Genomic DNA, 26,120 nt, shown 5'->3' on the forward strand with positions numbered 1-26,120 from the left:
TTTACCGTTATCCTAGAGTTTACCGGACTTAGTTTTATTTTTCACAAAATGTGAATATCTTGTGTCACTTTTCATGTTACTCTTTTTTCGCTTATAAGGGAATTGCAATCTAATTATTAAACGTTATACAATAAACGCATAAGAATAGATTTTATATGATAATAATTCTCATTTAGCAAAACAACATTTTCCGACATAACCTGATTTTCCTTATGTAATAAGAACAGTTACTCTTACGGCTATGAATTTCATCACTACTGATCGTACATCGCATTAGGAGAGGAACTCAATTATGTTTGACGATTTAGATGTTTTTGCAGCAGTTGTGGAACATTCCAGCTTAAACCGGGCCTCACGCCAGCTCAATCTATCCCAGCCCGCCTTGTCTCGCAAAATTTCTAAACTCGAGGAACGTCTGGGGGTCGCACTGTTTAATCGTTATGGCAAACGACTGGAATTAACCGAGGTTGGGCGTCTCACTTATTCCTATGCGCTTGAACAACGGCAGCAGCGTTCCAAGTTTCTGGAAGCCCTTTCCAAATTTAAAGAGGGGGAGCCAAGGCTTGTCACCTTGGGGGCTAGTCTTACCTCACTGCAGACCACGCTTCCGCCGCTGGTAAACGCTTATATGGATAAATATCCGACCGCAGAGCTGAAGCTGATCACAGGCCGAACGCATGAGATCGTATCCTCAGTTAGTGAGGGAAAATCAGATGTAGGTCTGATCGCTTCCTCTATTCAAGAACCCGGGTTACGCTGCATTTCTCTGTTTGAGGATCAACTGCGACTGGTCGTCTCAGAGCAGCATCCTTTAAATTTATCTTCCAAGCTAACCATGGATAATCTATCCCGGCTGCCTATGATTCTCTTCTCAAAGGGGACCTGGTACCGGCGTCTGACGGACGATCTATTCCAGCGCTGCGGGATTGATCCCGATGTGCGCATGGAGATTGACTCCTTCGAAGCCATCGTACGGCTGCTTCCGACTGTCAAAGCGGCTGCGTTGCTGCCAAAGTCTTATCTGCGTCCAGAACTGCTGAACGGCGGCGGGCTGGTGTCCTTACATATCAAGGAGCTGGAGCAGACTCAACGGACCACCTGCCTGATCTACCGTGACGATGGAAGCATGAGCACGGCGGCTCGCAGTCTGGTGCAAGTTACCGAAGAGATGTTTCTGACAGAACGTGAGCAGTAAAGCCGGACCAAATGAATCAAGGGCGCACCTAGTGATCTCCAAATGAGGTAATAAGTGAAGTACTTATAGCGTAATTAGGGAATTTCTCCCTGAAATTTAGAGATTTTTGTTCAGCAGACTTAAAATTAGGGAAAACTTCCCTAATTTTCGGCTGATTCAGTAACTAATAAAGGAATCCCACTGTTTATTAGGGAGGAATTCCCTGATGTCGTTCATTTAGAGCGAATAGCGGCTATTTTTAGGGAGGTTTTCCCTAATTAGTTCACACCCACTCTGTACATCGTACAAACAAAGAACGCATATCGCCCATATTCCACCGTCACAGATACCACAAATCATCTACTACAGCCGTACGAATATCACACCTAACAACTCGTCCACCGCACAAACCAATATATTAGAACACTACGCGTGGTCTATAGCCATATGGCATAGTGAAATCCATTACTTTTCCTACTCTTTACTCCATAAAAAAGAAGCTGCCCCCAAGTAGAATTCACTACTTTTGAGTCAGCTTCTTTTCCTATGATTCTTGGTTCACAACTTCACTCTCAAAACGGTCAATACTTTCATTAGGACCAATGAGTACCATAACATCGCCTTCACTTAAATAATCATGGGCAGTTGGAGCGACGATTATTCCACTTTCCCTATTTAGGGCAACAATACTGCAGCCATATTTAGCTCTTGTATTTAAATCAGACAAGCTTCTGCCGTTCATGCAGGACGGTACGGTCAGCTCGACAATTTTATAATCCTTGGACAGTTCAATATAATCCAGCAAATTGGGCGTCACCAGCTGATGTGCCACACGAATCCCCATATCCCGCTCCGGAAAAATAACCCGATCAACCCCCAGCCGCGACAGTGCGCGGCCATGAAGGATAGAGATTGCCTTAGCCACCACTTGCTTGACTCCAATCTCCTTCAACAAAATGGCCGCCAGAATGCTTCTCTCCATATTGTCACCAATCGCAACAATCCCACAATCAAAGTTCCGTACACCAAGCGAGCGCATAATTCCCTCATCTGTAGCATCTGCTACTACCGTATGCGTCAGCTGATCGCTCATTTCCTCCACGCGTTCTTCATGGTGGTCAATGCCGAGCACCTCGTAGCCCATTTCCATCAGCTCAAGCGCCAGGCTTGAACCGAAGCGACCTAAGCCGATTACTACAAATTGCTGTGCTTTCATTTCTAATTAACTCCTATCCAATAATTATTTTACCTTCCGGATACTTATACAGTGGTTTACCCTGTTTGGGACCGAGTGCATACGCTAAGGTTAGTGGACCTAGCCGACCTGCAAACATCGTCAGACAGAGTAGAATCTTACCGATCGCTGACAGTTCCGGAGTTAGCCCCATAGTCAGTCCTACCGTAGCAAAGGCGGAGGTCGTCTCAAACAAGATTGCCAAGAAATTACTGTCTTCAGTTGTGGAGAGTATCATCGACACAGAGGCGATTAACAACAAAGCCAGCAGCGTGATCGTTAATGCCTTGTAGATGCGCTCTTGAGCCAGCCGATAACGGAACAACACAACATCTTCCCGTCCACGCAGCATAGCAATTACAGCACCAATCATCATCGTAAAGGTTGTTGTCTTAATCCCCCCGCCCGTTGAGCCCGGAGAAGCACCAATAAACATAAGAATCACTATAAAAAATTGTGTAGCCTGCCGAAGTCCAGCAATATCTACTGTGTTCGCGCCAGCCGTACGGGGAGACACGGATTGAAAGAAGGCCGATAATATTTTACCGCCGAAATTCAGTGAACCCAGGGTACGAGTGTTAGTAAACTCAAATATAAAAATAACCAAAGCTCCGATCAGAATCAGCCCTGTACTGGTGGACAGGACAACTTTACTATGTAGAGACAGCCTGCGGGTTACCCGAAACTCCACCAGATCTGACATTACAATAAAACCAATCCCGCCGGAGACAATCAGAAACATCACAATAATATTCACAAGCGGATCATATACATAATCAGTTAAACTGCGAAAATCCCCAAAAATATCGAACCCCGCATTATTAAACATAGACACCGCATGAAATATGCCATAATAAATCGCTTTTCCCAACGGCATATCAAAAGCCCAGCGAATAGACAGCAGCACAGCGGCACAGCCTTCTATGACAAGAGAATATATGAGGACTCTCCGGATCAGTCGCACAATTCCTTCCATAGAGCCTTGATTCATGGCTTCCTGTAGGATTAGCCTGTCCCGCAAAGATATTTTACGCTTTAACACCAGTGAAAATAGAGTGGCCATGGTCATAAAACCTAAGCCGCCGATCTGGATCAGAATCATAATTACGGTTTTCCCAAAAATGGTGAACGAAGTTCCGGTATCCAGCACAACAAGCCCTGTAACACAGGTTGCCGACGTTGAAGTAAATAATGCATCAATAAATTCCACGGAATTCCCGCTTGTGCTTGAGATGGGCAGCATAAGCAGCAAGGCCCCTATCAGAATGATCGATGCAAAACCAAGCACCAGTATCTGCGGCGGCGAGAGCTTCAGAAACTTAAATTCAGAAATCCTGCGAAACTGTGAAGCCACTTTGCTCACCTTCTTATCAAAAATTCCAACAAAAAAAGCACTGGAAAACCAATGCTGACTTGGTTCCTGCAGTAAATTAGCCTACGAGGTTAGCTGTCGGATTCGGACTGTGCAGGCTGCCCTATTCGTTCCCAGAACGAAATTCACCCCTGATGAAAGTGCCATTTATCGTGTACACTCCACTTTTCATCACTTCTTATGGTTCCCCCGTTTTCACCAGAAATTCGGCTACTATACAATTGCATACAAATTATATACGTTATTTAGTGAATTCACAAAGACACAATTAATGCTCATTCACATGAAAAAATGCGGTTTAAAGAGACTGCATCAAAAGGAGTGCCTTTTCTCATCACTTTTCCGTGTTTTCCCTGCAATTACACCGATTCTCATCATTCGTGCAGAAATGAACACGATAAAATTCATGGTATAAATTCACATGACTATTCTATACTATCTCTATTACCCATAAAAAGAACATATAATGTTTTTTGTAACCAACCAGGCACTAATACTATAATGGAACATAACATTGTCACAGTACATAACAAGGAGGCGTTACATGAATCCCGTCGGCCAGCCCTTACAGCAACGTGCCCTCTCCAAGAGGCTCATCATCTCGGGCATTATCGGTCTTATTCTATTTATTATGTTTCAGATTTCCCCTTCACTGCTTAGTAGCCCTACAGGTGAAGATACCACCGTCATTAGCAAGGCAGAAGCCCGTGACCAAGCCATATTATTTGCAGAACAAAAGCTCAACTACACCGAAGCACCAAACGATCAATGGAATGTACTTTACCAGACGGACTCTTCCTTTTATGGTTATATGTCTCGCGAGAAGCTTGTGGAGGACTACACCAAGAAAAAATTGGATCAAAAATATCCTTTTGATGTCTTTCGGGCAACGCTTACTCCTTCAGCGGAGCAAGAGCCGCAAATCATCGTTGACCTCAATATGTATAACGGTAAGATTGTCGCTTTCTCAAAGGCTGCAAAAGTTACCTCCGAAGAGGGGCCAGGCATCGCTTCCGTTGGTGCAAAAGAGGACAAGGGAGCTGACCTCACTCTAGCGCAGAAGGAGAATCTTGCTCGTCCTTGGCTTCAGGAATGGGAAGTAAATCCTGCCAAGCTACAAATTGAATCGAATACAGGAAGCCATGGGCTAGTGTATACGGATAGTACTGTTCAGGTCGGCGAATCCTTATTGCACTATTATTTTGATTTCAGTGGAGAGCAGGTATCCAGCTTTAATGCCGGATTCACTGCACCAGCTTGGCATACCTCCTACGTACAAGGACAGACCTCTTTAGCGGAAAAGCTAACATTATTCGGTTACGGTATACCCACACTGATTTTAGGAATTCTGGCACTCGTCTACAGTATTCTTAGAAGAGAGCATACTTCCTTTAAACGTGGAGTATTCCTAAGCTCAGCCTATTTTGTAATCATGATGATCAGCACCTATAATATGCTTCCTGAATCAACGGGCGAAGGGCTAGAAGCACAGATTACCTCTGTCATTATGTTTATCATTTATGCTTTGTACAGCCTGCTGATGTCCTCCTTGCTCTACTTCTCTTTAGTGGGCGGCAATGGCCTATGGCGAAAAGAGGAAGGCATGAACCCTTGGCCCCGCGCCAAAGAGCCCGGCTATGGACAATATGTGTTGGACAGTATCCGGGCTGGATACATCTGGGCTTTCGTTCTGCTAGGGGTGCAGACGGTTATGTTCATCATATTATCGTTTACCTTGCACAATTGGTCTACTACAGACGCCACCCAATCTCCCTATAACATGAGATATGCTTGGCTTCTGCCTATCGTCGCATGGCTCGCTGGTTTATCTGAGGAAGCCATTTATCGCTTTTTCGGAATTCCTATGCTGAAAAAGGTGTTCCGGAACACTTTTATCGCTTGCTTGATCACCACACTGGTTTGGGCGTTTGGCCATACGTTATATCCGATCTATCCCATCAGCTCCCGTCCCATTGAGCTGACTGTAATCGGGCTGCTGTTCAGCTATATTTTCCTTCGTTACGGGTTTATTGCTGTCATGTTCAGCCACGTCGTGTTTGACAGCATCCTGATGGGCGCTACGCTGATCTTTATGAAGGAGAGCGTAAATGTAGGCGCGGGTATCTTCGCGATTATTATGCCGTTCATAGTCGCTTACATCGTCTATCGATTTAATCCACCACAGAAGCCTAAGCCGGTGGAGCCTTCTTCTTTGATTTAAACTAATGTGAAGACGTAATGAAATTAAAAAAGGGCATCAAAGCCGCTTTAGTCGCTGCTTTGATACCCTTTTTCTTTTGTCACCATTGCTATGAGGTTGGCTCTTCATCCTTGAGCGCATCAAGAATTTGTTTTGCCAGCTTTTCTCCAATAGAAAGTGTACGGAAATCATCCACGGAGGCTTCTTTAATTTTCTTAAGCGATCCGAAATGCTTTAGCAGCGCTTTACGGCGCTTCTCACCTATACCAGGTATAGAGTCCAGCTTGGAGGTAACCATGGACTTCCCGCGCTGTTCACGGTGGAAGGTGATCGCGAACCTATGGACCTCATCCTGAATCCGCTGCAAAAGGTAAAATTCCTGACTGTCCCGGGCTAGCGCGACAGGCTCTGGCGGATCTCCAACCAAAAGCTGAGCCGTCTTATGCTTATCATCCTTAACAAGGCCGCAGACCGGAATGAATAATCCCAGCTCATTCTCCAGAATATCAATAGCAGAGGAGATTTGCCCTTTCCCTCCATCGACCACGATAAGATCCGGTATCGGAAGATTCTCCTTCAATACCCGCTCATATCGCCGCCGAATGACCTCGCGCATCGTTCCATAATCATCCGCACCCACCACCGTACGAACCTTATATTTACGGTACTCTTTTCGTGCAGGCTTACCATCAATGAAGACAACCATCGCTGAGACCGGATTAGTCCCCTGAATGTTCGAGTTATCGAACGCCTCAATACGGCTCAAGCGTTCAAGCCCCAAGCTCTCGCCTAAGCTGATCGCTGCTCCAGAGGTACGCTCTTCATCCCGTTCAATCAGCCGGAATTTCTCGTCGATAGCCACTCTTGCATTTTGGCAAGCCATGCCAACCATCTGCTTCTTAAGACCGCGTTGTGGCACAAGCACCTTAATGCCCAGCCACTCCTGCAGAATGGAGGCGCCGCCAGCGGCATCCACGATCCCAGCTGCCGCAGCTTCCTCCGCCGCCGTCGCACGTACCTCAGCCTCTTCAGCCGATTCAGGAGTATCTTCACCCTGTTGTAAATCCGCTTCTGCTGGAGCAGCTATGGCGATCTCGGGTTTAGTCTCTTTATTAGCCAGAGACTCCTCATCGAGCACATCCGGCAGCAGGATCTCCTGCGGCAAAGCGGGATTATCACTATAATACTGCGTCACATAAGACATAAAGTCACTGTAGGCTTCACCATAGAACGGGAACACGGAGGAATGGCGCTGAATCATCTTCCCTTGTCTCATGTACAGAATCTGTACACACATCCATCCCTTGTCTACAGCATAACCAAATACGTCCCGGTCCTTAGTATCTGTAGTGTTGATCTTCTGCTTCTCCATTAATGCATCGATATGGATAATCTGATCCCGCAGTTCCTTCGCCCGCTCAAAATATAATTCCTCAGCAGCTTCCTGCATTTTTTGCTGTAAATCCTTTTTGACCGCCTCATGACCTCCGCCTAGAAAAGCAGCGATGTCCTGCGTAATCTGCTCATACTCGGATTTCTGAACCTCCTTCTCACACGGTGCCAAACACTGGCCCATGTGATAGTAAAGACAGACCTCCTTTGGCATCACGCCGCATTTACGAAGCGGGTACATACGATCTAGGAGCTTTTTAGTCTGCTGAGCAGCATAAGCATTAGGATAAGGGCCAAAATATTTTGCTTTATCTTTAATCACCCGGCGTGTAACCTCAAGGCGCGGGTGAGTTTCATTCGTTATTTTTATATAAGGAAACGTCTTGTCGTCTTTCAAAAGCACATTATAACGCGGCATATGTTTCTTAATCAGATTACACTCTAGAATGAGCGCTTCCATGTTACTGGACGTAACGATGTATTCGAAATCAGCAATATTAGCGACAAGCCGCTGCGTTTTACCATTATGACTGCCTGTAAAATAAGAGCGTACCCGATTCTTAAGTACCTTCGCTTTGCCCACATAAATAATAGTGCCTTCCTGATTCTTCATCAGATAGCAGCCAGGCAGATCGGGTAGTAGTGCCAGTTTATTGCGGATATTGTCCAAAATGATCCCCTCCAGCTAAATTGGACCCATGATTAGTTGGCATTCAGCACACAAAACGCCTCCGGAATGAACCGAAGGCGCTGAGTGGCAGGGCCGAGGCCCGAACAGTAGCATCTATCAATTATTGATGTTTTGCTACGATATTTTTCAGGGATTCTTTGGAGTTCAGTCCCACAACTTTATCTACCGGTTGACCATCTTTGAAGAAGATCAGAGTTGGGATACTCATAACACCAAAACGGGAAGCCGTTTCCGGATTCTCATCCACATTCAATTTTGCAATTTTCACGTCGTCTCCGAGCTCTGTGGACAATTCATCCAAGATTGGAGCGAGCATTTTACAAGGACCACACCAAGGAGCCCAGAAGTCTACTACTACAGTACCTTGACCTTCCACTTCGTTACTGAAGGATTGGTCAGACACGTTCACGATAGCCATGATATTGTTCCTCCTTTAAGTTTTGCGAAGCATTACGCACATCTTAAGCCAAAGCTTAGTTCATGGAAGCTGCTCCGAAATATGAGTTAATAAATTGTTTCATGTAATATGATAACCAAATTACCACTTACCGACACATTACAAGTATAACATATCTTTATGGGATATGTGAAATATCACTCGCAATTATATTGCCTTCAATGTATTTTTTTGCGTACTCTTTTCTTTACAACCTCCCCAGCATTTCGGTATACTTAAAGAAAGCGCATTAATTGTCAATGACTTATTTCATAAACAAATGTCAATTTGCATCTAATAATACAGGGCTTGTCCCTGTAAGGAGGCAGAAACTATGGATATTAACGCGCAAGTACGGGACCCACGAGAACATATCAACGAAGAACCCCGCAATGATCTTGGGGATTTAATGACCGGATTTTTCGGAATGACCACGTTTATGACGGTTGTCTTTTTCGGAATGGTCATCCTTAAATTCATTCTCTCGGAATAAAGGAATCATCGCACAATAAAAAGAAGCTGTCTCAAAAGTAGTGAATGCTACTTATGGGGCGGCTTCTTTTTTTGGAATAATGAGGGAAAACCTCCCTGATTATAGCCGATATTTGCTATAAATGAACGGAATCAGGGAATTCCTCCCTAATAATCGGGAGAATATCTGTTTTCGCTGACGAATCAGTTCATTTTTAGGGAGACTTTCCCTAATTATCGATCAGATTCAGTATGCCCGCCAGATGCTGCAACCCGAAAGTGTGTTTGAACAAGTGAAAAACAATCAGGACTTAAGGCGATCCTGCTTCGTAGCAGGGAAAAAGCGGCGTTTGAGTTCGAATAACTAAAAAAAACGAAGAGCAGCGATCCTCCAATAAAAGAGGAATCACTGCTCTTTTGAATTTTACATTATGAATATTCCAGGCTTATCTATTGGCCCCTCGTTGATTTTCCCCATGCAGTGGAAGAACATCCACAAAAGGAGCAATGCGATCCATTAGTCGTTGGCCTTTATAGACCTCTTCACCATCTTTGCTCGTAAAGCTAAGATGTTTCTCCAAGCCATCCAACGGATAATTCGAGGTGTAGAAGGTTGGTTTGCGGTTCATCCGATAATTCAAGATCGCCCCAAGTACATGATCACGAGCCCAAGGATTCAAATTTTCCGCACCAATGTCATCAAAAATAAGTAAATCGCAGTTTTTCATCGTATCAACAGTTTCCTTCATCTTCTGGCCATCCATCATGATCGATTTCAAGTCCTCTATAAAGTCCGGCATGTATACGATCACTCCGGTATATCCAGTAACAGCAAGCTCATGCAGTAAATAACACATCAAAAAAGTTTTGCCTGTTCCGAAAGAGCCATGTAAATAAATGCCGCGTGAAGTCAGGCCTTCCTCTTTAACATTCGTGATATAATCAAATATTTTATTCACAGCCGAGACCCGGCGCGGGTCTTTGCCCATAATATCTATCTCATCATAACCGCCGTTAAGTACACGCTCGTCCACATAAAAGCTACGAATACGTTTGCGGATGTTATCCTGATTATCTTGTGCCACTTTAAGCCGGCATGCCGTCTTGCGTTCATATAGATCCACTGAACCATTCACAGTTTCTACCGTTAGTTTACTATAATGGCCAGGAAAATCATTTGGACACTTCTCTAGTCCTGGGCAGTTCGCACAGTTTCGGCTTTCCTCTACATATTGATACAGGCGACTCATATGAAGCCGCAGTCGTGATTCGTCCAGTTCAGGATGTTCGGACTGTAATGCCTTCACAAGTGGATGATTGAATAACCCCTGTTCAAGATCGCGTTGACGCTGCCGTAGAGTTGGATTGTTGATCGAACGAAGTACATCGCCCATAGACTCCATTGTTCCACCTCTCTTTCATTAAGGCGTTTGCGATACGCCTTTTTTCTTACTGGCCTTAATTTCTGCCGCTTTCTTCATCATCGCCGCGAATTCCTCTTCCGATACTGTTCCGGCACTTCCATCATCCAGCACAATCGGAATTTCCGGTTTATTGGAGCGGCCTGTATTTTTGGCATAAGAACGTGATCGTGTTCCTCCAGCCGTATTAGCCGTTGTCCCCTTGCCCTTCACTTTGGACTGATCTCTAATATATCTTACAGCCTTCTCGTAGGTGTTCACTTGTTTAACCAGCATATTGGAGGCGATAGCCTCTACAAAATTGCGGTTCATCCGCTGTTCTCCACCCGAGGCTACCATAGTCATTAAATAATGAATGAGTACATTAATTACTTCACCGCTCAGCTTATAGTTCAGATCTATTTTCTCGAACATATCCATCAGATGGCTGGGTACTGCACCCGGGAAAAAGGTTTGTAGCAGTCTTGTATAAGGTTCGTTTCGCAGCATCATATTATATTGGTGAATGTCACACTTGGACAAAAATTGTGGCGGTACTTCTACATAAAACTCCATCTCTACTGATTGCTCTGGTGGTGCTATAGAATCATCATTCTCTTCGGTCGCACTGGACCGGATAGAAACAACTTTCGCAGCTGCAATTTCACGTTTTTCCTGTCGTTTCATATCTTGCCTGAAATGTTGGCTCGCTTTATATTGCAACGCATCCAGCATGACCTCGCCCTCCGGTGAGAACACTCCATCCTCATCCAGCAAACGACATAAATCCTGCGGACTCAGTTCGTATTTATGAGCAACATAGTTAATTACACCCATTTGAGTATGGTCAAAGCGCAGTTTTTCTACATGAGCCCGATTCACAGATTCCCGTGGAAAACGCAAAATAATGTCACTATATCCGATTGCCTGCTCTCCGGATTCAAGCGTGCCGGGCTGTCGAACAGAGGCTACCTCTGCCAAAGCTTGCTCCAGCTCATAATCAATGACATGTGTATTAAGTTGAAAAATATCATAAAAAGGCACGGAAATATTCTCTTTGCCTATAGATCTGCGACTCCACTCTTCCGGTTCGCGATTCCAGAACTGTTCCCGTAAGGACAGCACAGCAAATTTGCCAATCTTATCACGTAACAGCAAGGTTAAATGCTGAGTGGCAAAAAAGTCGGCTGGCGATAGCGGCGGCATTAGCTCATATTCATATAAATAATCATCTGTTTCCGGCACATAGATTCGACAGGTCTGCAACAGACCCACTGCTTCTAACCGGGAAGCCTGATCAATTAAATATTTGCGGCCTTTCTCATTGGGTTCAACACCCAAAGTCATAAATAGCCTGCGCTGTTGCTCCACTCCAGAATAGCCAATGCTATCTGCTGGCACATGTTCAACCAGCAAGCGATAGAAACTGATTGCAAAGGCTCCTACCATAGGTTGATATACAGAGCTAAGCATACGTCCATCTATAACACTAAGACCAAATTCGCGGGAAACGCAGTACCGATGATGTTCGGTGAAATGATGTAAGTTACTCATCCGCATCTACGGATACCCCCTTGTTTACACGAATTCATACAGGATTCTATTCTATCACAAATTAACATAGCGAAAATGTAAATAAAATCCCAATTTCGACTCTTTTCGCAATATAATCAACTTCTTCTTACGAATATCTACCTCTATTAAACAAGAAGAAACGGCTTCGCCGTCCTCTAAAGAGGAAGGTATCCCGTTTCTCGCAGAAATATAAGACTGATTCATAACATAGGCTCTTTCAAATCTTTAAAACATCTTGTAACCGCCAAAGCGCAGCTTTTGAATGGTCCATCCACTAAGTATAGCACCTGCAAGACCAGCGACACCTGTAAGATAATCAACAAAGTGGAAACTGGAGAGATGCTCCCAGAGCGACATCGCGTTTCTATCCCAAATAGAATAGATTACGACGGGTAGAATAATAAGTACGAATAGATAAGCGGGAAACCAGGTTGTCTTCATTAACATGTTAAGAATAAAGCCGATACCAAACATCATCACAAAGAATAAAACGGCTAGGATAAACACTGGAATAAATCCCATCTTACCGTCTCCACCCCTTTCTATAAAGAAGCGCACATCTTTTACAAGCTAGTAGTAAGTTTACTAGAAAAAATGTCACGAAGCAATGAACTTTATTCAAATCCACGCACTAATTCGCACACTTAGAGGATGCCTCCGTTTGCTCTTGGCGGCTTGATTGCGATACAATGCAAGTAGATTAATCAGATCATACATAGCCTATGAAGCAGATGCTTCGTAAGACTAAGTTTATGCTTCAATTGCGAGTTTTACGCGATGTTATTTTGGGCGAGGCTTATGCTTCGTAAAACTAAGCGTATGCTTTCGAAGCAAGTTTTACGCGATGTTATTTCAGCGAGGCTTATGCTTCGTAAAACTTTTAAGGAGTGAGATCATGATCGAAGCCGCTTTGACACTGGAAGGCTGGTATGCACTGCATGACTTCCGCTCTCTGAACTGGACCGCTTGGACGGCAGCAGATGATGAAGAACGTGCCGTTGCCCTGGAAGAACTACATGCTTTTATGCAGGAATGGAGCCCTGTTGAGGAAGCTAAAGAAGGCAGCACCGCAGTATACTCCATAGTGGGCCAAAAGGCTGATTTTGTAATGATGTTTTTGCGCGAAAGCCTAGAAGCTTTGAACCAGCTTGAGACCGCCTTTAACAAAATCGCTTTTGCTCAATATACAACCAAAGCTTATTCATATGTAAGTATTGTTGAATTAAGCAACTACGCTGCTGGTGGCAGTGGCAGCGACGGCAGCGACCCTATGCAGAATCCGCATGTTGCCGCACGTTTAAAGCCTATTTTACCGCAAGCGAAACACATTTGTTTCTATCCTATGAACAAAAAACGCGAGCTTGCCGATAACTGGTACATGCTTGATATGGACAAACGCCGGGAGCTCATGGCTTCACACGGGTTAATTGGACGTTCATATGCAGGTAAAGTGAAGCAAATTATTACCGGCTCCGTCGGTTTTGATGACTGGGAATGGGGCGTGACTCTGTTCGCTGAAGATGCACTGCAATTCAAAAAGCTGGTATACGAAATGCGTTTTGACGAAGTAAGTGCTCGCTACGGCCAATTCGGACCTTTTTATGTCGGTAATCTGCTGACTGAAGAATCTTTTGAAGAAATGCTCAAGCTGTAACAACAAAAAAAGGGTGTGTCTCCAGTTCGCATGGAGACACACCCTTTTTAACTGCCATATGATTAGATTAAGACACCGAAGTTCCTGAATCCTCATCTTCGTTATCCTCATCATCTTCACGTAAACTTTCCAGATATTCAGCCGTGGCCCGATCCCGAGCGCGCCCTTTATCCTTCAGGCGTTCGATACCAGGGAGAATGAGCAGATCAATTTCCTTCTGAACGATATAAGCCAGATCATACTGGTTCTGATCCTCCAGATAAGATCCAACCTCTATCAGTCCGTTATAACGGTCCAATTCTTCACGAGTCAGCAGTCCGCGTACCTGTACGCTGCAATGGCGCATCTTATAAGAATCTTCCTTTTTTCAGAACCAGCGGAATTCCGCCGATAATGAACAAGTAGCGCATATCTACAACTTTTTTCAACTGAGCTGCAGTCCAGCCCTTGTAAGTTTTGCTGCCTACTACAGCGATTCCTTGGCCTTTGCCTAGGGAAGCTACGGTTCCTTTATTGCTGAATGCGAATTTCTTCGGCTGTTGATTGCGGATTGCCGCCACCAAATTATGCGCACAGCATTCACCCTGCTGCATAGCAATTTGAGCGGTTGGCGGGTAAGGGCGTCCTTCCGGATTAATCATAAGGGAGCCATCACCAATAATGAAGATATTCTCTTGGCCCGGTGCACGTAGATATTCATCTACCTTCACGCGCCCACGCATAGCTTCAAATCCGGCAGCCTCAATAAGACGATTGCCACGGATTCCGCCTGTCCAAATAATTGTGGAGGCTTTGATTTCTTCGCCTGATGCCAGAATTACCCCGTTTGGCAGACACTCCTTGATCGCAACACCCATCTTGAAGGTAACTCCCTTTTTGGTGAGCAAGTCCATCGCATACTCGACAAGCTCAGGAGCAAAACCAGGCAGTGCTGTCGGAGCAGCCTCTACGTTATATATATTAACCATACTTGGATCAACGTCATATTCTTTACACAGTCCAGGGATACGGTCAGCTAATTCAGCTACAAATTCGATACCGCTAAAGCCGGCACCACCGACAACAAAATTAATATGCTCCTGAGCATTGTTCTCGTTCTTGTACTTAGCGAATTGATATTCAATATGCTCGCGAATTAAACGAACGGAATTGATGCTCCGGATTGTCAGTGCGTATTTATCAAGTCCAGGAATACCAAATGTTTCAGGCTCTCCACCTAAAGCAATGACAAGATAATCGTACGATAGGGTACCATCCTCCAAAATAATCTTTTTCTGCTGAGTACGAATTTCCTGAACAGATGACTTCACGAGGTCGATCTTGAATTCATCGATTAGTTTCGAAATGGACACCCGAGTGTGTTCAATACTGTCCGTACCCGCCGCAGGCATATGTAGATGGGTAGTAAAATAGTGGTACTCGTGACGGTTTACAAGCGTGACATCCGCTTCATTATAATTCAAAGCCTTCTGCAAGCGCTGTGCGGTCAAAATACCCCCATAGCCCGCGCCTAAGATAACGATTTTGGGAATACTACTCATGTTCCGGCTCCTTCCAAGAGGTAAATCTGTCTTTGTATTTTTTATTGAAACAATGTACGGTCCTTTTTGTGAATTTATACACTTATATTTAGAAGAAATTCCAATCAAACTTGAAGCATTTCTAAATTGACCATATCCATTGTAAACCTTAGTGTAGCATTAATCAAACATTAAAATACTAAAAAACGTCACACTTTTATTGACTTCTAAAGTCTTTCTTTGCAGGTATGTGTCACAATGATTATAATAAGTAGGTACACAAGTATGGCAAAATGAATATATCAACTCGGAGGTGTAATATCCCGTGACCCAAGAGCAATCCAGCGTTCCTATGAGCGACCTTTTAATCATAGGTGGCGGGCCAGCTGGCATGTTTGCCGCATTTTACGGCGGAATGCGTCAGGCATCAGTAACCCTTATTGAAAGTATGCCCCAATTGGGGGGACAACTTGCTGCCCTTTATCCAGAAAAATACATTTATGATGTGGCAGGTTTTCCAAAAATAACAGCACAAGAATTGGTCGACAACCTGTCTCGGCAAATGGATATGTTCCAATCCAATATCCGGCTGGAGGAGAAAGTGATTTCTGTTCAAAAACGGGACGAACGTCATTTTGTGGTTACAACCGATGTAGCCGAATACCACAGTAAGGCGATCATCATTACAGCTGGTGTAGGTGCATTTGAACCTCGTCGTTTGGAATTACCCAACGCTGGACGTTTTGAAAAAGCAAACCTCCATTATTTTGTAAATGATCTAAATGCCTTTAAAGATAAAAAAGTTCTGATCAGCGGTGGCGGTGACTCTGCAGTTGACTGGGCGCTCATGCTGGAACCCATCGCTGAACAGGTAACCCTGATTCACCGCCGGGATAAATTCCGTGCGCATGAACATAGCGTTGAGAACCTGATGGCTTCCAAGGTTAACGTAGTTACCCCTACTGAAATTACAGAGCTGCATGGTGATGAGTTCATTACCAAGGTTACATTGTCAAATATCAAGACCAAAGAAACTCAAGAAATTGAAGTGGACAGCGTTATTGTTAACTTCGGATTCATCTCTTCCCTAGGTCCTATTGCCGAATGGGGTATTGATATTGAGGGGAACTCCATTGTTGTTGACTCGCGTATGGAAACAAGCATTCCAGGCATTTTTGCTGCCGGCGATATCACAACTTATCCTGGTAAGCTGAAGCTGATTGCTGTAGGATTTGGCGAAGCTCCAACGGCTGTGAATAATGCTAAGGTGTACATTGATCCAGAAGCGAAGCTTTCACCGGGTCACAGCAGTAATATGAAACTCTAAATCTATTAACACAATAAAAAAGGGTATTCTTACAGGCCTGTTAATAACAGCCTGTGAGGATACCCTTTTATGTTTGTTTGTGCCTCGCGGTTTTATATATGTAGCCTGCTACAAAGTTATCCTTTGCGCTTTTTAATGAAGAACCGCATGTACTGGAGAGTGTAAGTTTCGTTTGCGAATTTCAACGAGTAGAAGAGCGATGAAATCATGCTCTAGTTGCAGCTCTATTGCTCTATGGTAAGAGTCAAGCAGCATCTCATCCGACAATTCAACCATAAACTTCATCTACCTTTCCTTTATTTGGATCTGAATCTATCATATCAAACTATCATTTTTCGAACAAGCGTTCGCGTTATCCACAAGTACATGTGGAAATCCTGTGTATAAAATGTGTGTAAGCGTTATAAAGGTACTAGCTACACAGTGGACTATGGGGATAATAGTTATACACAGGATTGAACCACTTGTATACAGCTAAAAATATATTTTTATTGTAAATAAATTACAATGTTATTTACCCCAAAAGAACGCAACTAAACGCAATTTTATCTTACTACTCTATTATCGTCAATTCTTAAAATAATTGTTAATTTATTGAGGTCTTGTATTAACCTCCAAAATCCATATTTTCCCCGAATAATCCACAGCATAATCAAAGCCCAGCTCACCTATTCCCGGAAAATGCCGTTCCATAATTCCGATACATACATGGGTTAGTCTCCGCATTTCTGCTTTCTTCGCTGAAGCTTTAATCCGCGGCAACGATCTACGAAGTCCTTCACGACATGATAGCATCGTTCCCCCTTTACAAAGATTGGTTACGAACAGACCTGGCCGAGCCAATCTCCCTACCATGGAGCGAAATTCCCAAACCTCACCATTCTTAACTACTTTGACCCGATAATCAATAGGCCGTCCACCGATTCTCGCCAGGGAAATCCCTTGTTGAATCAAATATCTGCGTCTTGCCTTCACAGTATTAAGCGCACGTCTCATGGATCCAAAATCCTTGTAAATTCGAGTTCTGTCCATATAGGTGAATCCATAACCGCGACTATCCCGAAAAACTTTGATTACACCGTAACCTCCGCCACCCACAATAGGTTTAATGACAACATTTCCATATCTACGAAGCATTGCCAGGAGCGTTTCTGCCCTGTACCCCCTCGTCATTGGGATATAGGGTGCAACCCGAGCGTCGGTCAGCAACGCCTCTGTCTTCAGCCACTTACTGGCCAATTGTCTTCCTGCCATCGTCCTTTCCCTCCCTTCACAATCCAGCCTACCCTATACATTACTCAGAGAAGGTCTCGCCCTCTTGTATGATTGTCCGTGTAAGATGCCGCTCTTAGCAAAAAGGGCTTAGTGTTTAGCACAGCATCAGTCGACAGCGACAGGGTACAACCGCGGATTTTGTAGATTCAGTTCTCAAGAAATTCGACATCAATATCTTAATGGATGAGTTCACTATAACTAGAATAATCTTCAAAATCGTTGTATTATTAATAGCGGTTACATTTTCAATTTCTACTATTATAGTGAGTACTAACAGAATCACTAAAAAGCACAGCGCGGGGAGGGCTCAGAATGGCACAGTTTTTTGAGGTTTTATATTGGGTGGCTATGCTTGGGATGTCCATTGTATTGGCTGGAACGACTATACTGATCTGCGCCATTGGCTTTAAATTTATTAAAGACAAACGCAGAGCACTGGGTACGGGCTGTATCGCCTTCTCCCTTGGAGCTGCAGCACTCATCGTATTTATGATTAATTACAAGTTTATTATTCCAGCCTAATGTACGCAGGGACTGCCTATAAACAGCTTATTTCTATGCACAGACGGTCCGACCATCGCAAAAAAACAACAGAGCAGCGATTCTCCAGTTATGTGGAGAATCGCTGCTCTGTGTTTTTAAACAATAGCTATCTGCTTCAACAGTGTCGTTAACCCATGAGCATTTCGGACCCAGATGACGTTATTTGCAGATTTTCAACCTTTGAGGCGTGGTTTCGGACTCCAGTGACACTATCGCTTAGAAAGAGCTTCATATTTACTGATTTTCATAGCAATAGCGGCAATGCGGTCCGTTGGCACCACAAATATGGGAAAATGCGGCGTTTAGGGTCATCTGTGTCCGATACATGGCTTGCGATACATGGTTAGCGATATATCGTTCGCGATACAAGGTTTGCTTTCTATGTAAAAGAATAAAGAGCTACCCCAGCGCCCATTAAATGGCTTCTGAGAAACTCCCCTATTACTCATAAATCCAGCGACAGGCGTATCATATCTATGACTTGAATCCCATTTTCAAAGATTTCTTCACTGTAATGCCTAATAAAAAAATCTCTATCAATGCCGGTGATTCTGAATCCACATTTCTGATAAAGTGCCAATTGTCCAACACTCGAATTTCCTGTGCCAATTTCAATGGTTTTTGCCCCAAGCTGCTTGGCATTCTGAATCGCATGGTTCAGCAGCTGCTTACCTATTCCTTGCCCGTGTTTATTTTCGTCGACGGCGATATTTACGATTTCTACAGTCTCCAGTCTTGTCTGCAGCACAACGTAGACTCCGATGATGCTGTTATCCACCTCAGCCACACAACATAACCCTCTTTGTAAATATCCGTTAACTAAGCTCTCCGAAGGATCTGCTAATAGAAGTAATTCTAATGGAGGCTGTTCACCAGCTTTTAATTTTCTGATTTCCATTTCCATTTCCGAACTCCTTGTGATGATTTTTGTCATTGAGAATAAAAAAAAACTCCAAGCCTGTGTTGTTAGAATCCAACACGGGGCTTGGAGCCGTGATTGCTGTGATTAGCAAGGCTCTTCGTTAGGTTTCCCTGCATCCGTAGCTGTACGGAAGCTTGAACCGCAGCCGCAAGTTGCAGTAGCGTTAGGGTTGTTGATGGTGAAACCACCCGTCATACCGGATTCTTCAAAGTCGATTTCGAGACCGTCCAGGTAACGAAGGTTCTCCTTCTCCACAACCACTTTCATGTCTTGAATGTCCATATATACGTCCTGATCGGTTTCATTATCATCAAAGCCCATAGCGTACGAGAATCCACTGCAACCGCCGGGCGTTACTCCAATACGGAGGAACATGTTCGGTACTTCTTGTTCAGCAAGCATCGCCTTTAATTGTTCTGCTGCCTTTTCACTAATATTAATCATGATCTCATCCTCCTACAAATTCGTCTCCCTTCATAAGCGGAAACTTATGTTTAAGGGACCTTCCGGCCAAAAGTTATTTCTTAAAAATATAAGAAAGTATAAGTGTTGCACCTATTCTGTATGTCTTATATTTCTCGCTTAAACGCTTATCAACTTTATAAGGATGCCAATGACGTTTATGCTTGATAAATTCAGTATAACCGACTATTCCGTTACCCTCAAGTCACAACTGCCTTAGGCATGACCCTTCACAGCAAAAAACACCATCAATATCAAGCTGTTGATACCCTTAGGAGAGTAGGTTTATAATAGGGAAGGCACTCTAAGTAAAAATTCGGAAATTTGTCACGGAGGCAAGCTCGCCTCTTTCTTTTTTAGAATGAACAGCTACCACTTGGGTATGTCTGGAATTTATCTTCGAGCAATCTGCTCGTAAACTTTCAGGAGGAAATCATAATATGTCTACTCTTTTTACCCCCCACACGGATGCCCGAATGGCGAACATTATTGATAAGGTTCGCAGCGGCGAAAGATTGAATTTGGAAGATGGCGTTTATTTATATCAAAGCAACGATTTACTTACCATTGGCCAGCTAGCGAATGAAGTCAATATCGCCAAGAATCACAATCGGGTATATTTTATCGAAAACATGAGTCTATATTTCACCAATGTTTGCGAATCGCACTGTGCATTCTGCAATTTCCGCAAAGATGATGGAGAAGAGGGAGCCTATACCCTTTCCGGTCAGGAAATGGTGCAATATGTCGAACAGCATATCCACCCAGGCGTACGTGAATTCCATATTGTTGGTGGCCATAACGACAAGGTTCCCTTCCAATATTATGTGGATTCTTTAAAAGCTTTGAACGAACGTTTCCCTGAGGTTACCTTAAAAGCCTATACTGCCGCTGAAATTGATTTTTTCACCCGTATTAGCGGTTTGAGTATTCGTGAGGTACTGGAACAATTGCGTGCTGCTGGACTGAAAACACTCACCGGTGGTGGTGCAGAAATATTATCCGACCAATATCGTAAAAAAATGCGTGTAGACAAAGCTAATGTGGAAGAATATCTGGAAGTCCATCGGACAGCACATCAGCTTGGGATGAAGACCCATACCACTATGCTGTACGGCTCCATTGAATCTCACGAAGACCGTATCCGCCATATGATGCAAATCCGTGATTTGCAGGACGAAACCAATGGCTTTATGGTATTCATTCCATTGTCCATGCAGCCTAAGAATAAAAACGCTGGCATCATGCGCCGCAACTCTGCTTATGAGGATCTGAAGACCATTGCGATCAGCAGATTGATGTTGGACAATTTCGATCACATCAAAGCGTACTTCATTAACATTGGCCCTCAGCTTACTCAAGTCGCGCTGAACTTCGGTGCATCAGATGTGCATGGCACAATTCTAAAAGAACGTATCAGCCACGCAGCTGGCGCCTTAACACCGGAAGGTCTGACTCGCGACGAATTGATCTGGCTAGTGAAAGGTGCTGGACGAATTCCTGTCGAACGTGACACTTTCTATAATGAAGTTAAGGTATACGAATAAGAAGACTACCTGAGATTTGTTATCCCATATTGGAAAGGAAGTTCGGTCAGCATGAGAACAATACTCGTTCTTGGCGGTGGCTACGGCGGCCTAGCCTTAATTCAAGAATTACTCAATAATCATCTTCCTCATGATGTTGAAATTATCTTAATTGACCGAATGCCTTATCAAGGAATCAAAACGGAATATTATGCGCTCGCCGCAGGTACCGTAACTGATTATCACCTGCGCATTCATTTTCCGGTTCACCCCCGGCTTACTGTCCGGTACGGTGAAGTGAGTTCCATTGATTTGGAGAGCAAAATAGTCAGTATGGAGTCCGGTGAGATTGTATCTTATGATCTCCTAGCCATTGCTCTTGGCTGTACCGACAATTACCACAACATCCCTGGTGCTGATCAATATACCTGCAGCATCCAGACCTTTGCTGGTACTCGGGAAACCTACCGCCGTTTAAATGATGTGAAGCCTTACGGAACGATAAACATCGTAGGTGGAGGATTAAGCGGTGTTGAATTAGCCGCAGAGCTTCGGGAAAGCCGTCCAGACCTTAACATCGCTATTCTGGATCGCGGTGAACGTGTTTTGTCTGCCTTTCCGGCAAAGCTGTCACAGTACGTAGAGGAATGGTTTCATCACCATCAGGTGCAAACGCTGGGACGAATCTCTGTATCTCATGTAGAGAAGGATTCGATTTTTAACGGTACCGAGGAAATCCTTTCAGATGTGACAGTATGGACCGCAGGGATTCAACCTGTAAAAGTAGTTCAAGATTTGAATGTGTCGAAGGACCGTGGTGGACGGATTATGCTGGATGAGTATTATCGTATACCGGATTATCCGGAGGTATATGTGATTGGTGACTGTGCCAGTCTGCCATTCGCACCAAGCGCACAAGCCGCTGGAGCACAGGGTGAGCAGGTAGCTCAGGTTATCCAAGCGACCTGGCGCGGTGAGACTCCTAAGCTTCATCCTATTCGCCTGAAGGGTACTTTAGGGTCACTAGGAAAAAAAGCAGGATTCGGACTTATGGGACAACGCTCCGTCAAAGGACGGGTTCCCCGCATCCTCAAGAGCGGAGTGCTCTGGATGTCGAAACGCACTTTAGGATAAGCCTATGATTGGTTCATAAGTATTAAAGGAAGCTACTCTCAGATAAACACGAGAGTAGCTTTCTTACGTTATTGGTGCGTATACCCTTCGGACTCAGATGACCTTATTCGCAAATTTTCAGCCTTTGAAGGAGAGTTTCGGACTCCAGTGAAGTTATTGCTTATAATGAGGTTCATTTATGCTGTTTTTCAGGTGAATAGTGACTATGGGGTCCGATAGCAATCCAAATGTAGGAAAACACTCAATATAAGGTCGCCTGAGTCCGGTGGCACCTTCACGGTAGCCCCTGCACTCTCCAATATGTTGCCTAATCGATCAAATTGGTGGATTTTGTTCAAGTAAGGTTCCAAAAAGAGGGAGCACTCCATAATTTAGATTATGGAGTGCTCCCTCTTTTTTTCTCGAGAAATTTAGTCAAGATCTATATTAAACCAAGCCTCAAGCTCTTTGATCTTGGCCTCAATTTTCTCTTCTAGCTCTGCAACAGTGTCTGCTGCAATAATGTCACCTTCAACCATGGCGAAAGGCATTAAATAACACTCTCCACAATTGTTCAGACATCCGTATTCAATAACATCATAATCTGGATTTTCCTCCAGCTTATGCATTAGCTTGTCTGTTCCGTGACCCATGTTGCTGGAACAAAATTCAATAATTGGTCTCATGATGATCTCCCTATTCCGCCTAACCATTTTATTTTTTAACTTTTTGTACTATAATGAACTTACGAAAGGAGTGATTGAGAAATGAGTGAGAATGCACAAAGCACCGAAATGTATGATGAAGTACTAGAAGTGCTGGATAAGCTTCGTCCGTTCCTGCAGCGCGATGGCGGTGACGTAGAACTGGTCGATGTGGAAGACGGCATCGTTAAGTTGAAACTTATGGGTGCCTGCGGCAGCTGCCCAAGCTCCACGATCACCTTGAAAGCCGGGATTGAACGCGCCCTCCTTGAAGAAGTAGAAGGCGTTGAAGAAGTAGTTCAAGTATTCTAAATCCCGTTCAATAACCCTCCCGATTCTCCTGTAAAGGAGATCGGGATTTTCTTATTATAGAGGATTTAACATTCTCTCACAACCTTAGAACATAAAACCCGCAAGCCAACTTGGCTGCGGGTTCTTGTTATGACTATAGACGAATTTAGCTTCATTCCTTAAAACGCTGGAATGATCGCACCTTCGTACTTTTCTTCGATGAAAGCTTTAGCTTCTGGAGAATTCAGGGCAGCAACCAGCTTTTTGATGGCTTCGGAATCTTTATTGTCTTGACGGGTTACCAAAATGTTAGCATAAGGGGAATCTACACCCTCGATGAACAATGCATCTTTAGTTGGCACAAGACCAGCGTCTAGTGCAAAGTTCGTGTTGATCAAAGCAAGGTCTACCTCATCCAGTTGACGTGGGAGCATAGCAGCTTCCAACTCAATGATGTCGAGATTTTTCTTGTTTTCAGTGATATCTGCTTTTGTTGCAGCAATGTTTGTATCATCTTTCAAGGTAATCAGACCATTTTTTGCAAGTAGGATTAGTGCACGGCCACCGTTAGTAGCATCGTTCGGAATGGCAACTTTTGCACCATCAGCCAACTCATCGATCGATTTGATTTTTTTGGAATAAGCCCCAAAAGGTTCAACGTGAACGGATGCAACAGAGACCAGGTCGGTTTTATTATTTTTGTTTTGGTCATCCAGATACGGTTGGTGTTGGAAAAAGTTAGCATCTAACTCCTTCTCATCAAGCTGCACGTTAGGTTGAATATAGTCAGTGAATTCTTTGATTTCAAGTGTAATTCCATCTTTTTCAAGCAATGGAGCAATAGCCTTCAAAATTTCAGCATGAGGAACAGGTGAGGCACCAATAACCAATTTCACTGGATCTTTAGTAGGTTCACTTGTTGCTTCTGCGTTTGGTGCTGTTGTAGCAGCCGAGCTCCCAGCATTATTAGATGCATTGTTGTTACCGCAAGCCGCAAGCACCGCAACCAGTGTCAGGCTAAAAAATGTAAGTAGTACTTTTTTCATTGTAAATCCCCCTCTAATCTATATTTTGTATTGAATAAGGATATATATGGATGTACCTTATTTCCGTGTGTAATGTTTTACGAGTCGGTCACCGGCCATTTGTAGCAATTGCACCAGTACGACAATAAATACTATAGAAACAATCATAATCTCCGTCTCATAGCGGTGGTAGCCGTAACGAATCGCCAAGTCACCTAATCCGCCGCCCCCAACCATACCAGCCATTGCTGTATAGGAGACCAGTGTAACCAGTGTGATCGTAACTCCAGCGAGCAGGCCTGGACGAGCTTCTGGCAAAAGCACACGCATAACGATTTGGTTCGTCGATGCTCCCATACCTTGTGCGGCTTCGATGACTCCGCGGTCTACCTCTCTTAACGACGTCTCTACCAAGCGGGCAAAAAACGGAGCTGCACCAATCACCAGAGGTGGAATCGTACCGAGTACACCAATGGAGGTTCCAACAACGGCTTTGCTGAAAGGAATTAGAGCCACCATCAAAATGATAAAGGGTACGGAACGTAGAATATTTACAAGTAATGATAAGACCGAGTAAGTTACTCTGATTACTATACTATTCGATTTCCCCCATAAATACAATAGAATTCCGAGTGGCAAACCAAGAATAATTGTGAACAATCCGGAAAAAAATATCATTTTTATAGTAGCAACCGTAGCATCCACCATTTCTTGCCAATTTAGATCTGCAAAATTCATTACGAAATCACCTCCACATCAAGGCCTTGAGCAATTAGCCTGGAGATCGTTACAGCAATCGCCTCAGCTGGCCCTTCGAACCGCACAATCATCTGTCCATAAGGCACATCTTTAATCGTTGAAATGGTACCATGTAAGATTGCAAAGCTTACACCCGTATCACGCACGACATCGGATAGTGCCGAGCCGTAAGTTTTTTCTCCGAAAAAAGTAATTTTGACAGCTTGAGAGTTATCCCCGGCAGCAGCATCAAGCGCCACTCGAAGAGGTCCTTCATTCTGTGTCTCACTGCGGATGAAATCGCGTGTAACCTCATGCTGCGGCTTGAGAAATACCTCTGTAACTTTGCCTTGCTCAACAATCCCACCACCATGAATGACCGCGACACGGTCGCAGATGCTCTGGATTACATGCATTTCATGTGTGATCAGCACAATGGTCAAATGGAATCTTTTATTAATATCGAGCAGCAGCTTAAGAATGGAGTCCGTTGTCTGGGGATCAAGCGCAGAAGTGGCCTCGTCACACAGCAGTACATCAGGGTCACTGGCTAGTGCCCGGGCGATGCCGACCCGCTGCTTTTGTCCTCCAGATAACTGAGAAGGATACTTACCTTTATGTTCTTCGAGCCCAACTAAAGCGAGCAAGTCTTTCACTTTTGTATCAATAGCTGTTCTAGATGTACCTGCAAGGCGCAGTGGAAAGGCAATATTATCGTATACGGTCGCCGAAGACAACAAATTGAAATGTTGAAAAATCATCCCAATCTTGCGCCGCTGTTCCTGCAGCTGACCTTGGTTAAGACTGGTTAGCTCAACACCGTCTACCCAGACCTCTCCTTCTGTCGGACGTTCCAACAGATTAATGCAACGAATCAATGTACTTTTCCCGGCTCCAGAGTGGCCGATGACTCCGAATATTTCACCTTTCTCGATGGACAGATTCAATCCAGAAAGTGCTGTTGCCGCATTACTCCCTTTTCCATAAACCTTTGTTATCCCTTTTAGATTAATCAACTCTCGTCGCCCCCCCTTTATACTTCACTTATTCTATACAAAAAAACCTCCAACGATCG

At 44.1% G+C, this 26,120-nt stretch carries 26 protein-coding genes and 1 riboswitch; of the genes, 9 read left to right on the plus strand and 17 right to left on the minus strand.

What is annotated here, in order from left to right; translation table 11 throughout:
• Positions 1-292 precede the first annotated feature (292 nt).
• Positions 293-1,195, plus strand: a complete 903-nt coding sequence (locus tag NSQ91_RS26700) for a LysR family transcriptional regulator (protein WP_036679806.1) — start codon at positions 293-295, stop codon at positions 1,193-1,195.
• A gap of 523 nt (positions 1,196-1,718) precedes the next feature.
• Here NSQ91_RS26700 and NSQ91_RS26705 read toward each other — a convergent pair.
• Both NSQ91_RS26705 and NSQ91_RS26710 read right to left on the minus strand, forming a co-directional pair.
• Positions 1,719-2,390, minus strand: a complete 672-nt coding sequence (locus tag NSQ91_RS26705; protein WP_036679808.1) for a potassium channel family protein — start codon at positions 2,388-2,390, stop codon at positions 1,719-1,721.
• 13 nt (positions 2,391-2,403) lie between these two features.
• Positions 2,404-3,762: a TrkH family potassium uptake protein gene (locus NSQ91_RS26710; RefSeq protein WP_249267754.1), complete on the minus strand. Its 1,359-nt coding sequence runs from the start codon at positions 3,760-3,762 to the stop codon at positions 2,404-2,406.
• A 62-nt stretch (positions 3,763-3,824) separates the two neighbouring features.
• Positions 3,825-4,002, minus strand: a riboswitch (cyclic di-AMP (ydaO/yuaA leader).
• A 322-nt stretch (positions 4,003-4,324) separates the two neighbouring features.
• Here NSQ91_RS26710 and NSQ91_RS26715 point away from each other — a divergent pair.
• Positions 4,325-6,001, plus strand: coding sequence for a CPBP family intramembrane glutamic endopeptidase (locus tag NSQ91_RS26715; RefSeq protein ID WP_340920606.1), 1,677 nt, complete (start codon positions 4,325-4,327; stop codon positions 5,999-6,001).
• Positions 6,002-6,089: 88 nt separating this feature from the next.
• Here NSQ91_RS26715 and uvrC read toward each other — a convergent pair whose 3' ends face one another.
• Both uvrC and trxA read right to left on the minus strand, forming a co-directional pair.
• Positions 6,090-8,042: an excinuclease ABC subunit UvrC gene (gene uvrC, locus NSQ91_RS26720; protein ID WP_340920609.1), complete on the minus strand. Its 1,953-nt coding sequence runs from the start codon at positions 8,040-8,042 to the stop codon at positions 6,090-6,092.
• Positions 8,043-8,163: 121 nt separating this feature from the next.
• Positions 8,164-8,481, minus strand: a complete 318-nt coding sequence (gene trxA / locus NSQ91_RS26725) for a thioredoxin (RefSeq protein WP_036679814.1) — start codon at positions 8,479-8,481, stop codon at positions 8,164-8,166.
• A 352-nt stretch (positions 8,482-8,833) separates the two neighbouring features.
• On the opposite strand from trxA, the gene NSQ91_RS26730 reads away from it, so the two are divergent.
• Complete coding sequence (locus NSQ91_RS26730) at positions 8,834-8,992, plus strand: YqzM family protein (protein ID WP_143767977.1); 159 nt, start codon at positions 8,834-8,836, stop codon at positions 8,990-8,992.
• Positions 8,993-9,416: 424 nt separating this feature from the next.
• Here the strand turns inward: NSQ91_RS26730 and dnaI are convergent, their stop codons facing one another.
• The 3 genes from dnaI to NSQ91_RS26745 form a co-directional block, all read right to left on the minus strand.
• Positions 9,417-10,373: a primosomal protein DnaI gene (gene dnaI, locus NSQ91_RS26735; protein WP_076304903.1), complete on the minus strand. Its 957-nt coding sequence runs from the start codon at positions 10,371-10,373 to the stop codon at positions 9,417-9,419.
• Between the two features lie 18 nt (positions 10,374-10,391).
• Positions 10,392-11,930, minus strand: coding sequence for a DnaD domain protein (locus tag NSQ91_RS26740; protein WP_076184760.1), 1,539 nt, complete (start codon positions 11,928-11,930; stop codon positions 10,392-10,394).
• Positions 11,931-12,170: 240 nt separating this feature from the next.
• Positions 12,171-12,467 (minus strand): YuiB family protein, encoded by a 297-nt coding sequence (locus NSQ91_RS26745; protein WP_036685224.1) that lies wholly within the window; start codon positions 12,465-12,467, stop codon positions 12,171-12,173.
• Between the two features lie 373 nt (positions 12,468-12,840).
• Here NSQ91_RS26745 and hemQ point away from each other — a divergent pair, with 373 nt between their 5' ends.
• Positions 12,841-13,599, plus strand: coding sequence for a hydrogen peroxide-dependent heme synthase (hemQ, locus tag NSQ91_RS26750; RefSeq protein ID WP_312148999.1), 759 nt, complete (start codon positions 12,841-12,843; stop codon positions 13,597-13,599).
• A 67-nt stretch (positions 13,600-13,666) separates the two neighbouring features.
• Here the strand turns inward: hemQ and NSQ91_RS26755 are convergent, their stop codons facing one another.
• On the minus strand, positions 13,667-13,945 hold the full coding sequence (locus NSQ91_RS26755) for a hypothetical protein (protein ID WP_036685228.1): 279 nt from the start codon (positions 13,943-13,945) through the stop codon (positions 13,667-13,669).
• Between the two features lies 1 nt (position 13,946).
• Positions 13,947-15,140, minus strand: coding sequence for an NAD(P)/FAD-dependent oxidoreductase (locus tag NSQ91_RS26760; protein WP_036685230.1), 1,194 nt, complete (start codon positions 15,138-15,140; stop codon positions 13,947-13,949).
• A 331-nt stretch (positions 15,141-15,471) separates the two neighbouring features.
• On the opposite strand from NSQ91_RS26760, the gene NSQ91_RS26765 reads away from it, so the two are divergent.
• On the plus strand, positions 15,472-16,446 hold the full coding sequence (locus tag NSQ91_RS26765; protein ID WP_076184831.1) for an NAD(P)/FAD-dependent oxidoreductase: 975 nt from the start codon (positions 15,472-15,474) through the stop codon (positions 16,444-16,446).
• Positions 16,447-16,578: 132 nt separating this feature from the next.
• Here NSQ91_RS26765 and NSQ91_RS26770 read toward each other — a convergent pair whose 3' ends face one another.
• Together NSQ91_RS26770 and NSQ91_RS26775 are read right to left on the minus strand one after the other, a co-directional pair.
• Positions 16,579-16,722, minus strand: a complete 144-nt coding sequence (locus tag NSQ91_RS26770) for a sporulation histidine kinase inhibitor Sda (RefSeq protein WP_036685584.1) — start codon at positions 16,720-16,722, stop codon at positions 16,579-16,581.
• A 315-nt stretch (positions 16,723-17,037) separates the two neighbouring features.
• On the minus strand, positions 17,038-17,700 hold the full coding sequence (locus NSQ91_RS26775) for a YheC/YheD family protein (RefSeq protein ID WP_076127972.1): 663 nt from the start codon (positions 17,698-17,700) through the stop codon (positions 17,038-17,040).
• A 333-nt stretch (positions 17,701-18,033) separates the two neighbouring features.
• Between NSQ91_RS26775 and NSQ91_RS26780 the strand changes: the two genes are divergently transcribed.
• The gene (locus tag NSQ91_RS26780) at positions 18,034-18,243 is read left to right on the plus strand and encodes a hypothetical protein (protein WP_036685233.1); all 210 of its coding nucleotides are present in this window, start codon (positions 18,034-18,036) and stop codon (positions 18,241-18,243) included.
• Between the two features lie 466 nt (positions 18,244-18,709).
• On the opposite strand, the gene NSQ91_RS26785 is transcribed toward NSQ91_RS26780, so the two are convergent.
• Together NSQ91_RS26785 and NSQ91_RS26790 are read right to left on the minus strand one after the other, a co-directional pair.
• Entirely contained in the window at positions 18,710-19,162 is a 453-nt protein-coding gene (locus NSQ91_RS26785) for a GNAT family N-acetyltransferase (protein WP_312149031.1), read from the minus strand.
• A 108-nt stretch (positions 19,163-19,270) separates the two neighbouring features.
• Positions 19,271-19,630 (minus strand): HesB/IscA family protein, encoded by a 360-nt coding sequence (locus tag NSQ91_RS26790; protein ID WP_036685235.1) that lies wholly within the window; start codon positions 19,628-19,630, stop codon positions 19,271-19,273.
• A gap of 458 nt (positions 19,631-20,088) precedes the next feature.
• Between NSQ91_RS26790 and mqnE the strand changes: the two genes are divergently transcribed.
• Together mqnE and NSQ91_RS26800 are read left to right on the plus strand one after the other, a co-directional pair.
• Positions 20,089-21,195, plus strand: coding sequence for an aminofutalosine synthase MqnE (gene mqnE, locus NSQ91_RS26795; protein ID WP_036685236.1), 1,107 nt, complete (start codon positions 20,089-20,091; stop codon positions 21,193-21,195).
• 51 nt (positions 21,196-21,246) lie between these two features.
• Positions 21,247-22,308 (plus strand): NAD(P)/FAD-dependent oxidoreductase, encoded by a 1,062-nt coding sequence (locus NSQ91_RS26800; RefSeq protein WP_076099373.1) that lies wholly within the window; start codon positions 21,247-21,249, stop codon positions 22,306-22,308.
• A gap of 410 nt (positions 22,309-22,718) precedes the next feature.
• Here the strand turns inward: NSQ91_RS26800 and NSQ91_RS26805 are convergent, their stop codons facing one another.
• Positions 22,719-22,973: a YuzB family protein gene (locus NSQ91_RS26805; RefSeq protein WP_036685247.1), complete on the minus strand. Its 255-nt coding sequence runs from the start codon at positions 22,971-22,973 to the stop codon at positions 22,719-22,721.
• 81 nt (positions 22,974-23,054) lie between these two features.
• Between NSQ91_RS26805 and NSQ91_RS26810 the strand changes: the two genes are divergently transcribed.
• Positions 23,055-23,303 (plus strand): NifU family protein, encoded by a 249-nt coding sequence (locus NSQ91_RS26810; protein WP_036685249.1) that lies wholly within the window; start codon positions 23,055-23,057, stop codon positions 23,301-23,303.
• Between the two features lie 158 nt (positions 23,304-23,461).
• Here NSQ91_RS26810 and NSQ91_RS26815 read toward each other — a convergent pair whose 3' ends face one another.
• From NSQ91_RS26815 to NSQ91_RS26825, 3 genes are read right to left on the minus strand one after another with little or no spacing between them, the layout of a single operon-like run.
• Entirely contained in the window at positions 23,462-24,328 is an 867-nt protein-coding gene (locus tag NSQ91_RS26815) for a MetQ/NlpA family ABC transporter substrate-binding protein (RefSeq protein ID WP_036685252.1), read from the minus strand.
• Between the two features lie 57 nt (positions 24,329-24,385).
• Entirely contained in the window at positions 24,386-25,015 is a 630-nt protein-coding gene (locus NSQ91_RS26820) for a methionine ABC transporter permease (protein WP_370511230.1), read from the minus strand.
• Between the two features lie 29 nt (positions 25,016-25,044).
• Positions 25,045-26,061, minus strand: a complete 1,017-nt coding sequence (locus NSQ91_RS26825; RefSeq protein WP_076178961.1) for a methionine ABC transporter ATP-binding protein — start codon at positions 26,059-26,061, stop codon at positions 25,045-25,047.
• Between the last annotated feature and the right edge of the window lie 59 nt (positions 26,062-26,120).

The organism is Paenibacillus sp. FSL R7-0048 (genome assembly GCF_038004505.1).
Classification (GTDB): Bacteria; Bacillota; Bacilli; order Paenibacillales; family Paenibacillaceae; genus Paenibacillus_AQ; species Paenibacillus_AQ odorifer.